Annotated in this window: 5 protein-coding genes and 1 pseudogene; 5 read left to right on the top strand and 1 reads right to left on the bottom strand. The window is 59.4% G+C overall.

Annotation, left to right across the window (positions count from 1 at the left end):
* Positions 1 to 58: 58 nt before the first annotated feature.
* Complete coding sequence (locus tag ABD720_RS13150; RefSeq protein ID WP_344763793.1) at positions 59 to 7,666, bottom strand: SpvB/TcaC N-terminal domain-containing protein; 7,608 nt, start codon at positions 7,664 to 7,666, stop codon at positions 59 to 61.
* 506 nt (positions 7,667 to 8,172) lie between these two features.
* Here ABD720_RS13150 and ABD720_RS13145 point away from each other — a divergent pair.
* The 5 genes and pseudogenes from ABD720_RS13145 (at position 8,173) to ABD720_RS13125 (ending at position 13,962) form a co-directional block, all read left to right on the top strand.
* Positions 8,173 to 8,466, top strand: coding sequence for a helix-turn-helix domain-containing protein (locus ABD720_RS13145; protein ID WP_344763792.1), 294 nt, complete (start codon positions 8,173 to 8,175; stop codon positions 8,464 to 8,466).
* Positions 8,463 to 8,756 (top strand): HipA N-terminal domain-containing protein, encoded by a 294-nt coding sequence (locus ABD720_RS13140; protein ID WP_344763791.1) that lies wholly within the window; start codon positions 8,463 to 8,465, stop codon positions 8,754 to 8,756. The genes ABD720_RS13145 and ABD720_RS13140 overlap by 4 nt, the downstream gene beginning before the upstream one ends.
* 180 nt (positions 8,757 to 8,936) lie before the next feature.
* A pseudogene (locus ABD720_RS13135) lies at positions 8,937 to 9,663 on the top strand (type II toxin-antitoxin system HipA family toxin).
* Between the two features lie 15 nt (positions 9,664 to 9,678).
* Positions 9,679 to 10,944 (top strand): hypothetical protein, encoded by a 1,266-nt coding sequence (locus ABD720_RS13130; RefSeq protein WP_344763789.1) that lies wholly within the window; start codon positions 9,679 to 9,681, stop codon positions 10,942 to 10,944.
* 531 nt (positions 10,945 to 11,475) lie between these two features.
* Entirely contained in the window at positions 11,476 to 13,962 is a 2,487-nt protein-coding gene (locus ABD720_RS13125; protein ID WP_344763788.1) for a sensor domain-containing protein, read from the top strand.
* The last annotated feature ends 477 nt before the right edge of the window (positions 13,963 to 14,439 follow it).

The following is a 14,439-nucleotide window of genomic DNA, read 5'->3' as shown; positions in this document are numbered from 1 at the left end:
CGGACCTCATTATTGTTGATGTTCTCTGCAACTTTTAATGCGACTGTTTTTGCAACTGTTACTGCGACTGGATGAAGCGAAGAAGCGCTTCCCGATCGGCATCGGTAATGTCGATTTTGAATTCGTTGAACATCTTGTTTCGCTGTGTACCCTCGCGCGCCGCCGCACTCAGCGGACCGCGTGAGTCATGACACAGCGCGCAGAACGGATTACGCCCTTCCGCCGTCATTTTCTCGATCCAGCCCTCGGGTACCGGGAAGTGGGACGCCGCCATGGCAGCCTGATTCAGGTCCCAGGCAAGCTGGCCGGTCGCATGAACAAAACCCATCGGCGTGAGGTACCAGATGTCTTTCACGACGCCCCAGGCAAAGCCGTCCACGCCCTTGCCCTCAACCAAGGCGTCGGTTGTCTCGGCCGCCGGATTGACCGACTGTCCTGCCGCGTACGCGTCGTTAGTCACGAGGTAGGTCACACCGGCCACAATGACACCGAGCAGGATGCCCTTACCCCTGACCTTGACATGCGGTTCCCGGAAATGCACTTTCGGCTCGGTGACCTTGACGTGCGGTTCCTTAACGTCAACTTTCGGTGGTGGCGTGGCCGAGCGCGTGCCAACCGAGGTGTGTGGCTCGCGCGTTTCGCGTAATACGTTGCCGTCCACATCCTTGGTCACGGTAATTTTTTCGCCCTTGGTCGCATCGCCCTTGGGACGCCGGATATAGGAGGTAGAGACTTCCTTCTGGAAGTCGTACTTGCCACTGGCAACCGTATGCACATTCATGACCTGTCCACCGCCCGATCCGCTGACCTTGGTCGAAAACTTGCTGGTGCCGATGGTCTCGAACTTGGAACCCGCCTGCAGCGACGGCAGGTATTCCTTCTGCGCCTTGGTCCACGGCGAATTGGCCTTGCCTTTCATTTCGACCGGCTTCCAGCCATCCTTGGTCTCGACAAAAAAGTCGGCCCGACCTTCGACCCACTTGCCGTTGACCTCGACCTTGAACGGTACTTCCTTGCGGTAATCGACCTTCTGCTCTTTCAGAAAATCTTCGAACATGCGTGACGCTTTCTGTTCGTCGGTTTCATTGCCGTTGGTATCACTGAACGAGCCGGGATTATTTTTGGCGTAGCGATAGACATTGAGCCCGTCGCCGGTGCCGATCGGGTCGGGACTGAGCCAGCGGCCCAGCCAGGGCAGGTAGTAGCGCGCCGCGTGGTATTCAAGCCCGGTTTCTTCGTCACGTTCGCGCCCGGTGTAACGATAGCGTTTGGCCGCGACCTTGACCGCCGCGTTGCGGGCCTGATAGGCCGTGCTGCCGAAGGGGTGGTACTGCTCGTACGAAATCACATTGCCCAGATCATCGACTTCCAGGCTGACCGAACTCAGGTGGTTGGCCAGCTGGTAGCGCACGCGCCGCAGGTCGGTGCCGTCGTTGACGCCGTTGCGGGTTTCGATGAGGGCCAGCCGGCCGCTGGCGTCATGCACGCTCAGGCCGTGACGCACCAGCCCGGTATTGGCGCCGCTGAATTTGCGATAGCGTTCGTAGGTGCCGATATAGACCCGCTCTTCCTTGCGGGTCGGTACCTCACCAGCCGGCGCGGCATTCTCGGTGATCTTGCGCAGCCGCGTGCCGTCGGCCGAATACTGGTAGTAGGTGGTTTCGGGCGTACCGGTCAGGGCCTTCTGCCGCACGCTGCGCACCAGCTTTTCCTTGAAGTTCCAGCCGAGGTCTTCGAGGTGCGGCATGGCGTTGATGAAGCCGTGTTGCGGGTGGTAGCCGTAGTTGTACACCTGCATGCCCTGGACCGTGGACAGCATGCGGTTGTTGCCGGCGGCGTAGTTGTAGTCACGGGTCCAGTTATTGCCGCTGGCCTGATGCCGCATCCGGGTGATATTGCCGAGCGGGTCGTAGGTATAGAACTGCGCGTAATTGCGCATGGCCGCAGGGTCGCCTGCGTTGGCGTCGTGCAGGTAGCCGGTATCGTTCCAGTTGTCCTGCGCGCCGAACGCCAGCGCACCATTGTTCTCGCGGCCGGTGGCGTCGGCCAGCCGGTAGATGGCGTCGTAGCGGTAGGTCGTGGTGCCGGTGACCATCTGATTGTTGAAAAACTGCGCGGGTATGGCACGGTCGTCGATATGGGTGACATTGCTGGCCGCATCAAACGTGAAGCGCAAATCCTGCAGCAGGTCGCCGCCCGCCGTGCGGCTGGTCAGCCGGATCAGCGTGAAGTTCTGGCGGTCGTAGCGGTAGGTCGTCACGACGCCGTTGCCCAGCACCATGCGCGTGCGCTGGCCCTTGGCGTTGTAGTCGATCTGCGCGATGACGCTGTCGTCGATGCCATTGTGCGAGACGCTTTTGCGTTCGATCAGGCCGGCTGCATTGAAGACGACGTTCTCGATGTCGCCATCAGGCAGCGTGGTTTTTACCGTGCGCCCGAGGCCGTCGTAGGCCAGTGCGGTGACGTAGATATCCGGTTCCAGGCCGGTGGCCAGGTTGGCATCAGTCCAGTCGGGCACTTCCTTGTAGGCGGCAAACAGGCGGCGCTGGCTGGCCAGCGGCTGGCTCTTGAAGTTGAACTGCCGGACTTCGACCATGCCGCCGGTGTCGTAGGTGCGTACCGCCTGGCCGCGCAGATTGAGCGCCTTGGCATTCGGTTCGCCTTCACCGTAGACGTTGCGCTCGTAAATGTGATTGAGCGCGACCGCACCGTCGCCGCCCACGATACGGCTGTCGCGTGGTCGGCCGATTGCATCGTAACTGTGGGCAAACGTATGGCCGCGTTCATCCCAGCTGCGCAGCGGGCGGTCGGCGACATTGTCGAGCGTCCAGCGCTGGCCGCTGTCGATGCTTTCCTGCCAGGTCTGCTCGCCGATGAGGTCGTACTTTGAACGCGTCACCACATTGCCACGCGCATCGGTGACCTGGCGCAGGCAGCCTTCGATATCGAGCTTCATGCTGGTGCGGTACAGGCTGTCGATACCGTCGAGGCGGTTGTGCTGGGTCTGCAGGACAGGGCGGCCCATCGTGTCGAAATCGAGGATGGACGGCGTGTCATCGTAGGCGGCAGAAGCCAGTGCAGCAGCTTTTTCCTTGAGCGGGTCCTTGCCTTCGGCCAGCAGCGCGGCATCGATCAGCGAGCCGGCGCGGTCGATGTACCAGGATGACTGCGTGACCGTATCGCCCTGCTCGTAGAGCCGTTGTTGCCATGCGTTGAACGAGGTCGTGCTGAAGGTACCGTCGGGCAGAACCGTCTTGTACAGACGGCTGAGTGCATCGTGATAGAACACGGCGGTGACGCCAGACTCGACCAGTTCCTTTTGCGATTCATGGCGGTGGGTGACGGAAAAGTAGGGTTCGTATTTCTTGACCGCGTTGCCCTTGTTGTTGACCACCGTGCGGCCGGTGCCGACCCAGCGCAGTTCGGGCGTGGTGTCGACTTCGCTGATGGCGACGCTGACGCCCGGCCCCAGCGTGACTTGCCATGCCGGTCCCGGCTCGGCCTGGCCCTTTTTTAGTACCAGCCGATTGAAGCCATCCGAATACTCGAAGCTGAGCAGGACGGGTGAATCGGGCTGATCCCTGAAATGCTGTTCGCGCAGGATGGACCCGGCCACCACCGGACTGGCGCTGTCAACGAATGCATTGAGGTCATAGACGAAACGCGTGGTTGCATGCGCCAGCAGCGCCTTGCCGCGCGTGACGAGTTCGGCCGAACTGGCAGAGTTGAAGTAGGCTGCGATCGCCGCATCTTCGGCGGGCGTGGAGAATTCGCTCAGGCCAGCCAGATCGTCGGCCTCGGCACCTTTGCCCAGCAGGGCGGTCGCCTTGATCATGCCCAGTTCATCGGCGAGCGCCTCGGACAGGTTGTCGTTGATGTCTTTCAGACGCCGCGCCAATAGCGTGCGGTAGTCGAACTGTTCGATCGAGGTGACATTACCCAGCGCATCCTCGGTGCGACCGATGAACAGGAAAAAATTGTCGAGGTAGGTGACTTTGGTGACGCCACCAAACGGATCGGTGTAGCTGATCGGCATGTAGAAACGTGCGGCCGCGTCGGCGACACTTTGCGCCGGCAGCTTGTACTGCAAGGACCCGGAGCGCACCCACCAGCGATCGTCGCCATCGAGATGGGTGTAACGTCCTTCGAGCATGACCGCATCGGTGGCTTTGCCGCCGAAAATATCGGTCAGCAAATCCGCTGTGTAGGCGAGCTGATAGGTCTCGAAGTCCAGACCCTGTCGGCCTTGCTGATGCAGTGCCAGCGGGCCGCTCAGGTCGTCTTTGTAATAGATGATCCGCAACAGTTCGAGCAGGCGCTTTTCCGGCGCGCCGGGTAGGGGGCTGTTGTCGATCTGCTGGAACGGCACTTCGGCGGCCAATGCCAGCACGTTCACGAAATCCTGCAGAACGTAAAAATCGCCGACTTTCGCGACACCGCGCAATTCAAAATTGTGTTCCTCGGAGGGCACTCGCAGCCGGTAGTTGTCGCCCGTAATCCGGTCGTCGGTGAAGCGCGCATGCCGGTAACTGATCAGGGTCTGTGCTTGCGCCGCCGCTGTGGGCGCCGGCAGTGCCGGGTCGGCAATGCGGCGCGGATATGCCACCTTGGCCGATTCGAGCACGTTGCCGTATTCGTCGAAGCGCACATTGAGCGTATGCGACACCCGCGCATTGTCGGCGTTGCGTTCGTACTGATAGGTGATCACTTCACTTTCCTTGGGCGTGAAGACAGCGTGGCGGTTCTGACCCTGCGGCTGCAACAGCTCGATGAGGCAATTGTTGGTTGTGACGGCGAATGGCGTGAGCTGCGTTTCGATCTGGGCTGGCGTGGCAGCGAGCGTGGGTGCATCGAGTGCGAAGACTTCGGAACGCAGCGGCATGCTGCGACAACTGCGCACGGCCGCGCGCCATTGCGTGGCCGACAGCGCGCCAACCAGCGCCGGATCGACGCCGGGTGCGGCGACCAGTTTTGCGTCTGGCAAGGCGTGTTCATGATGGGTGACCGGGAAGCCCGCGCGCGCCATCGCGTTGTACCAGAAGTCGGCGGCAAACAGACCGAACAGGCGATGCTGGTCGATCATGCTGCCGGTGTGGAACCAGGTCCGGCTGACGACGGGAGCCTGGTGCAAGGTCTTGTCGACGATGTTGCTAGCGCCGCCAAGTGCCCAGTGTTCGAACTGTTCGCTGTCGCGCTTTTCGGACATGCCGAAGCCGCGAAATTCTCGCTCGGCATGGTCGTAATAGCCGTGCCGATAGCGGTAGTGGTTGACCAGCCGGTGCCCGGTGATCTGGTCGATCGTCTCGACTCGCGACAGGCAGTGCACCGGAAAATGCAGCTTGGTCACCCACGGCTCGCCGGCTGCCTCGTCGTCGAGATAAAAACGGGTCGATGGCGTGTAGTCCAGACGCACTTCCTTGCCCAGGTTGTTACGGTAACTGGTCATTAAATGCGGCTTGCGACTGCCCATCAGATCGATGTAGCGCAGCGGTGCGTTACGGTCCTTGTCCAGCGGGCTGGACCAGACGATGCAGCTGGTGCCGGTGCCCATCAGGTCGGTGACGCTGATGTCGGCCTGGTTGTGGAGGTCGGGGACGGCATCGAACACGATAGCCGACCTGGCGTAGGCGTTGCCGTTGAAATTGAGCCAGCAACTGATCGCGTGCTGCCCCAGATAAATGAGGTCGTTGGTGCCGGAGCCGTCGATATCGGCCAGACGGACACGGGTGGCCGAGAAGGCATCCGGCGCAGCCAGCACGGGTGGGCGGTCCATGATGACGCGGGGGCCGAACCGGCCGCGTCCCCGGTTCGGCCAGTAGCACACATCGCTTTGGCGCACGCGCACGATGTCTGTTTGTCCGTCGCCCACCATGTCCGCCAGAAAAATGCTCTGCCGGCTGTCGCTGAACACGATGGCAGGGCCCAACTCTTCGTCGAAGGGTTTGGGCACCTTGCGCGGTGGGCCGAAACCGTCGCGGCCTTGCGATTCGTACCACGTAAATACCTGGTCTTCGGTGATCAGCAGGTCGGGCTTGCCGTCGCCGGTCAGGTCGATCAGACGTGCATAGGGATCGGTCACGTCCAGATTGGGCACCTGCCCGAAGGCATGAAAGCGTGGTTCGTCAGTAGCCAGTTCGAAATAGCCTTTGGGCGGCTCGGCCAGATTGACCAGCTGTTTGGTGCCGTCACTGTCGAGGTCGGTGAGGGTCAGGTGCTGGCCCAGTCCGCTGAACGATGGCTTGGGCGAGACCTTGCGGGCCCGCGTAAATCTGCCATCGCCCATGTTGCGCTTGTAATACCAGCCGTCGGCCTGCTCGGCCAGAATGCCGGACAAGCCTTCGCTGTACAGGTCGGTAAACAGGTACGGCGGGGCGATCCCGATCGGCGCATGCACGATATTTTCTTGCGTGACGGTGCGCAGGGTCTTGTCCCAGGCATGGGGCTGGTAGGAAAACACAAAAGGCGGCAGACGCTTGCTGGTATAGCTGCCATCGGGCCGTTTGGCGTATCCGGTGGTGGTCACCGAAGCCAGATAAGTGAAGTGCTGTTCGGTGGACGTGTCGTAAGTCAGGTCCAGCGATTGCACCAGCGCCTTGCCGCCCGGCAGGTCCGGAAAATGGTGCCACTGCAGCACCCTTCGGCACAAACGCGTGCAGCGCAGTTCGAACCCGGGCTTGTAATCGGAAAACGCATCGGCGCGAAAATCCCATGCGCCACCCGATGCGAAGGGTGCGGCCAGATCGTAGTCACCATAGTCAAACGCGGTTTCAAACAGATAGTCCGAGTCGGCCGGGTATGCATCCGCCAGAGTGTGAAAGGGCGTCTGGTTTCCGTACAAAACCCGCGACAGATAGCGGTTGGTATAGGTCAGCAAACCGGCGCGGCTGCGATTGGCATGGTGCGGCAGTTCCGGTACGAAGCCGGTGTCATCGTCGGGCCGATAGAGATAATGGCTACAATTTCCACGGTCGTCGTAGACAAATTCCGGCAGCCATTCATAGACCCTGCGTGCATCGGACGGGTCGGCGATGCGGGACTGGTCGCTCCAGCCGAGCAAGGTCGTGACGTTGTCTGCGCTGGTCACGCGCCACCGTGTTTCGCCATCGATCTTGTGTGTCCAGCGTTCGATCCGGGCAAAGCCGCCTTCGACACGCGGCAGGTAGCGCCGCACGGTAAAGTTGCCGATCGGCGCGTCGTATTCGCGTATTTGGTAACTGCCATCGGGATGGCTGACGAATGCGCCCGCCACATCGCGCTCGAACTGCGCCACCAGATCCTCGGCACCGGCAAACAGGAAGGTATCGGAATCGGGTGCGTCGCCGTGGCCGTCCAGGTATTGTGGCAGTTCCTGATTGGTTTTTCGCTTGATGGTCGGCAGGACCAGATCCCAGCCGAGGCCAACCACGCCATTGCCGCCGCCCGAACTGTAGGCCATGCGCAACTTGGGTGCCACGCCGCGCGATGCTGCCACCGGCAACGGGATGCTGAAGCTGGCGGTTCCGTTGGAGGCATTGACCTTGAATTCTTCATCGATGCCACGTACCGCGCCGCCGCCTTTGGGCAATTCGATCTTCGGAACCTCGATCGCGTGAGGCTCCGCACGGCCACCTTTGGTGCTGAAGATCGATGTCGATTCATCGGACTTTTTGCCGACCTTCTTGTCCATGTCCACCTCGCACTGGTAGTTTTTTTCAAGACGAAAATCGCATTGCCTGGAGACACCATCCGTTCGGGTGCCCTGTCTGTCACGGCCCGACTGCACGTTGGGATTCCAGCCTCGGAAGTGTAGGAGCTTTGCACCGCTCTGCTACGTTCGTCGAGTGCAATCCCTGCGCCACATCAACTGTCTGTTTGTTGGCAGAGCAATTGGTTTATCGCGCTGAAATTGAAACAAGTACCGAGCTCTGTCAGCACGGCTGAACGCGACACCATTGTTCACTGCCGGGCAGTAACATCGTCCCGGAAGGAATGATCCTGTCCGGCCATTCCATGAAATCGTCCGACGAGTGAGATGGTGTTGTATGCAAGTGTTAGCGGGCAATCCGTAAGGATGAATGCAACGTTGCAGATCGAAAAACATCAAACGGAAAGCCGGAAATTTGATCATAGATTTGTAAAAAAAGAGTTTTTTGCAAATATATGTTCATGTCGAAGAATTCAAACACTATCGCAATGCTGCCTGCTGCCGTCGAAAGAAATCTTGTCCGGCTAGGCGAGCATTTACGCATCGCCAGAAAACGCCGTAAAGAAACGCTGGCTGGTTTTTCCGAGCGCATGCAGGTCTCGGTCCCTACCTTGCGTCGCATGGAAGCGGGAGACCCATCGGTGTCGGTTGCCGCCTATGCAACGGCCTTGTGGCTGGTTGGTCGCGTACAGTTTCTGGGCGAAATCGCCAACCCCGAGGCCGACGAGACTGCTTTGCTACGCGAACTGCGCACCATCAAAAAAGGAAAGGCAGGAGCATGAACGTACGCCAGGCAGCACCGCCGGATCAGCTGTTCGTATGGGCACATATCCCCGGCAGTACCGTGCCGGAGCTATGCGGCGTTCTGATGTTGCATGCGGGACGAATGGCCACTTTTGCCTACGATCCCCTGTGGCTCGAAAGCCCGCGTGCGTTCGCACTCAGTGCCGACCTGCCGCTGATCGGATCGACCTTCGATCCGCCTGCCGGATGCCAGATTCACCCGATCTTCGACGATGCCGGGCCGGATCGATGGGGCCGGGCCGTCATTCACCAGGTCTTCGATCCGTAACGGCGCTGTGTCATCGATTATCTGACGCTGGCCGGTGACAGCCGCATTGGCGCACTGGCTTTTTCCGGATCGCGAGTTGCCTACGCTGCGGATACGCGGCCGGTGTACACGGTCGCTGACCTGCAGGACCTGTTTCATGCTGCCGATGCCCTGGCGCGCAAGCAGCCCATCTCGGACGAGATGAAGCGACTCCTGCAGCCGGGCTCCAGCGCGGGTGGTGCCCGCCCGAAAGCAGTCATTCGGCATCAGGGCGAGGAATGGATTGCCAAGTTCCGCAGCCCCGATGATGAGGTTGATTTTTGCGCAATCGAGCACGCGAGCTTGCGACTTGCCAGCGCATGCGGCATCGACGTGGCGCACTCACTTCGCCAGCGCCCGGTCGCTGTTGATCGCAGCAGGCGTGTCAGCGCAGGAGATGGGCTACCGGGATATTGCCGACATCATCCGCAGTGCTGGCACGGGGCCGCAGGCTGGCTGCCGCGAATTGTTTTCGAGAATGGTGTTCAACATCCTGATCGACAACACGGATGACCACGAAAAGAACCACGCGTTTCTGATGAAAGCGGGGCGCTGGGAGTTGTCACCTGCCTTTGACCTGCAGCCTCAATTGCAAGGCCTTGGCTATCAGCAGCTTCGGGTTGGCAAGCAGGGCAGTGTCTCATCGCTTGCCAATGCCGTGAGCGAAGCAGGGCGCTTCATGCTCAAGCCGGAGCAGGCCATCACGCTTGCCAGTGGCATTGCTGCTTGCGTGGCTGACTGGGCCTCGCACTTTACAAAGCATGGGGTCAGTCAGGCGGACATCGCGGCCTGCAAACGCTTCATCCTGCGCCCTGAGCTTGTCGATCTGCGCAGTCAGGTCCGCGCGGTTGCTGCGGATCGGCGTAACGACGGCAAGCCGCATCCATAACATTGCAAGAGCGGGGTGTTCTCATCGTTCATGACACTTGCCGAGGCGACCGGTGGCGCCTGCGACTTCGTGGCACCGGGCGAAGCGGTCGCGCCTGCCGTGCTCAGGATGTTCGCGCGCCTGCGTTCCCCGCGATTGACGGACCTGCGCCTGATCTGGCCGGATGACGCGGTACCGCAATGGGTGTCATCGCTACTGCCATCGGTCTTCGATGGCGATACCGTGAACGTGTTTGCGCTGCTGGACGGCGTCGCTGCGGGCACGGTTCGCTTGATGGGCAAGCGTGCAGAGGATGCGGTCGCGCAGGAGATCGGCCGTGCCACGTTCGAGGGTGCGCTGCAGGCTGGAGACACGTTGCCGCGCATGGCGGCATCGGTGCGCATCCTGTCTGCCGGGAATCACAGTCCGGTCGAGGGTGAATACGATGTCACTCAATGTGCAGTGGCGTACCGGCTGGTGACCGATCAGACCAATTTCCTGTTAATCCATGAGCGACCGGACGGACAGAAGACCACAGACATGCCGCAGCTACACAAGGTCGACCAGATGGTGGCGGCCGGATGGGGCGGAGCCGGCTCGGTAGTGTCCTCGCGTAGCCGCAGCGGGGTCGGCACGCCGCACGTCGTCCACCATGTTTCCGAAGGCCGCAGCAACTACGACGACGACTATGACGTCAGCGCCGAGGTAGCCATGCCGGCAGTTTTCAGGAGAGCCGTGACCTCATCGCGCATGGCCAGCGTCAACACCCGCCTACCGGTATTCCTGCGTAGTGACGATCAGAGCATCGATGACCAGGTGCCGACAGACTGGTCTGACACTGCGCACTACACAGGCTTGACACCAGTCGGATTGCGGCTACGGCTGCGCCAGACGCCAAACGTCGAATGGCCATCGACTTACCGAGGACTCCGGCAGATCGGACTCGGTGTCGCGCTGGTGGACTGGCTTGAGCTCTCGATGGCCGCCCATGGAGGGACTGCGCATGCCGAGTCGACGGTGGTCGGCGCTTTTCTGTACCTGATGTCTCGCCGCGACACCTCGGACACGCCGGACGGGCTGGCAAATCCCACGGGACTTTTCGAGGCATTCAAGTCTACGGTACAACGACTTCGCGGGATACTTGCCGACGGGCCAGTCGCGCAATTTGCAGGCCTCGACGTGGCCTTGTTCGAGGCAATGGCGTTGGTCCTCAGCGGCATGACTGACAGTGACTGGCCCGGCAGTGTGCTGGCGTCAGGTGATGTGGCAGGGGAAGCAGACGAGGCACTTGACGTCGCCTGATCTGGATCAGGCGTTGGGGCGAAGTACGAAGGTCGAGGTTCTTCGGTTCAGGCAAGTCAAGGATTGCCGGAGGCGTCGGGTTTGGACGGCGAAGCCGACAGTCGAGATCCCGGACGATGTCGTTCTCAGAGTGGTGTATTCGGTCCGGGCGACGCAGATGACGGTGTATGCATGACGCAAAATCGATCGCGAAGGGCAGCCTGTTCAACACAGCGATAAGTCGCGCAAGGTCAAACCGGATGCAGTGATCAACGCTTTTCAGTGACTTGACGATCGCCTTGCAAGACCAGCTAAACGTGTCAATAAGAAATCCGACAGAAGCGTCGCGTGATATGGTGCGATAAATTGTTTCCGGTTGCCTGCCTGTCGGTCACCGTAAGCACTTTACAGAGGTTTCAAAGGTACATTCGATCCGTGTTTTGCCCCGGGTCTGAGGCATGCGAAGCAGGCCTCCTTGCTGTCGTGGATGCCCGGCAAGGAAGATACGGGAATAACGCATCCGGCCGACCGGCTTCACTCGCCGACATAAAAATGAAGATTCGCAAACATTTATTGAAAGAAAGCGAAGAACGCCTTCGGTTGGCACTCGCGACTACGCATCAGGGCCTGTTCGACTTGAATGTGCCGAGCGGTAGCGTCACCGTCAATCGGGAATACGCAACCATGCTCGGTTATGCGTACGAGAGCTTTCACGAAACCGCCGAGAGCTGGCGCGCACGCTTGCATCCCAATGATCGCGAGCTCGTCAGCAAAGTGTATCGGGACTATGCCGCTGGCTTGCGACCAGACTATCGGGTCGAGTTTCGACTGCGTACCAGTGACGGAAGCTGGATCTGGATTTATTCGGTCGGCGCCATCGTGGCCTACGATATCGAGGGCAAGCCCTTGCGTATCCTTGGTACCCATCTCAACATTACCGAGCGCAAGGAAGCCGAGCTGCGCCAGCAAGAAAGTGACCAGCGTCTCAGCTTTGCGCTTGATTCGGCCGGCATTGGTGACTGGAATATGGATTTGCGCACGAATATCGCCACGCGCTCATTGCAACATGACCGCTGTTTTGGCTACACCGAGGCGGTCGCCGAATGGGGCTACGATACTTTTCTGGCGCATGTCCATGAACTTGACCGCGAACGCGTCAATTCAGCGTACATGGCGGCCATGGCCGGACAAGGCGACCATGACGTCGAATTTCGTACCGTGTGGCCTGATAGTTCAATCCACTGGCTTTTGTCCAAAGGGAAATTCTATTTCGATGACAACGGCACGGCATATCGGGTGGCCGGCATCCTGATTGATGTCAGCAAGCGCAAATCAGCCGAAGCATCCATGCTCGCCATCGAAACCCGCTACAGCATGTTGTTTGAAAATAGCATGGACGGCGTTTTGCAGAGCACCACGGATGGTGTGGTCGTCGCGGCCAATTCTGCTGCCTGTGCGATGTTTCGACTCAGCGAAAGTGAAATTTGCCAAAAAAGTCGCAGCGGCCTGGTTGATATGAAGGATGCTCGCCTGCCGCTGCTGCTGGCCGAACGTGAATTGCACGGACATGCCAAGAGCGAGCTATGGATGATACGTGGCGACGGTAGCAGATTCGAGGCAGAAATCAGCTCCAGCTTGTACAACGATCATTCCGGGAGCAGATACGCCAGCCTGGTGATCCGGGATATCACTGATCGCAAGAAGGCCGAGGCCGATATTAACCAGCTGGCATTCTTTGATCCGCTTACCGGCTTGCCAAATCGCCGCCTGTTGATGGATCGTCTTGGGCAGACGCTGTCGAGCGCGCAACGCACGGGGCAGATCAGTGTCCTCATATTTATCGATTTGGATCACTTTAAATACATCAATGACGCCCGTGGCCATGCGGTCGGCGATGAGGTGCTGAAATGTATTGCGCACCGTTTGACACCCTTACTGCGACAGGAAGACACGCTTTCGCGCATTGGCGGTGATGAATTCGTGGTGCTCATGGCAAGTCCATCCCACGATCTCGATAGAGCAACCCACGCGGCGTTGGCAGTAGCAGAAAAAATCCGCCTGGCGCTGTCAGAGCCAGCCACCATCGAAGGCCAGAAATTCAATGTCAGTGGCAGTATCGGCGTGACATTGCTACCAAAATACGGGCAGACCGCGGACGACCTGCTCCGCGAAGCAGACACGGCCATGTACCGCGCCAAGAATGCGGGACGTAACCGGATCGCGTTTTTTGAATTGACGATGCAGAAGAAAATTGAGGAACGGCTCGCCATCGAGCATGATCTGGCGCTGGCAATTGCGGCCGGTCAGATGGAGATGGTTCTGCAGCCACAAGTCGATGTGTATGGCAATGCGGTCGGCGGCGAGCTGCTGATGCGCTGGACGCATCCGGTACGCGGCCCGGTCTCGCCTGCCATTTTTATTCCTATCGCGGAAGAGTCGGGGATCATTCTGCAACTTGGCAATTGGACCCTGCATCAAGGCTGTCAGGCGCTGGTTCGGCTGGCTGCGGCAGGACGCCAGATGGATCTGTCGATCAATGTCAGTCCGCACCAGTTCCGGCAGGCCGATTTTATCGAGCAGGTACGCGCAGCGCTGGCGCAGGCCGGTGCTGATCCCACACATCTGATCCTGGAGATCACAGAGGGATTGTTGATAGAAAATATCGAGGATACGATAGACCGCATGCTCGAATTGGCCAGACTCGGCATTCGCTTCTCGATCGATGATTTCGGTACCGGCTATTCGAGTTTGTCTTATCTCAAACGGCTGCCGCTGTTCGAACTGAAAATCGATAAAAGTTTTATACAGGACATGCCGCGTGATCCCGATGACACCGCGATCGTGCAATCGATCCTGTCAATGGCAAAGCACTTGCGGCTGCGCGTCGTCGCAGAGGGTGTTGAAACGCGCCAGCAGGCAGATTTTTTGATGGCGGCAGGGTGTGACGCCATGCAGGGATATCTATACGCCCGGCCAATGCCGATTGACAAATGGATGCAAACCGAAATGACGCTGACAGGTGAGGGCGGCGCTCGGTAAGACGCGCTTTAACGATGTCGGAATGTTGAAGCCCTCGTTTGACGACCTGTCAAAAGGGTGTCTTGTCGGCTCCTTCTGTCCGGCCCACATTTGCAACGCGGGTTGTTAATCTGCGGGAGGCGTAGCTCGCGCAGCGGTTGCAGCAGACCGAACGAATCAATCTATTCGTATCGCGAGGTCCAGATGCAACATCCATCGCGTTTACCCGTACAGCGCTGTGAGCGTCGCACCTCTAGCGTCCGGACATTTCATGTCTAAAAAATCCGCAATGTCGACTCCTGATCCAGCGTGGCTCGGAAAGACATGAACTGAAAAATTTCTCCCGAGCTTGATGCTGCGCACGGTCGGTATCGAAAACGCAGGTTGTGTGTGGCGACGTACATACTCGATGAACAGGATTGGGCAAGCTGGGTTCTTGATTGGCAACTGCCGACGGTACACATGCCAATTTGATGGCCGGACGGAACCGCGCCGCCC

It is taken from the genome of Actimicrobium antarcticum (assembly GCF_039536745.1).
GTDB lineage: Bacteria > Pseudomonadota > Gammaproteobacteria > Burkholderiales > Burkholderiaceae_D > Actimicrobium > Actimicrobium antarcticum.
The sequence above is the reverse complement of the archived record's forward strand: the minus strand, read 5'-3'. Positions and strand labels throughout refer to the sequence as shown.

Coding starts and splice junctions, on each gene's coding strand:
- ABD720_RS13145 (WP_344763792.1), top strand. CDS start 8,173: ATGCTGCCTGCTGCCGTCGAAAGAAATCTTGTCCGGCTAGGCGAGCAT.
- ABD720_RS13140 (WP_344763791.1), top strand. CDS start 8,463: ATGAACGTACGCCAGGCAGCACCGCCGGATCAGCTGTTCGTATGGGCA.
- ABD720_RS13125 (WP_344763788.1), top strand. CDS start 11,476: ATGAAGATTCGCAAACATTTATTGAAAGAAAGCGAAGAACGCCTTCGG.
- ABD720_RS13150 (WP_344763793.1), bottom strand. CDS start 7,666: ATGGACAAGAAGGTCGGCAAAAAGTCCGATGAATCGACATCGATCTTC.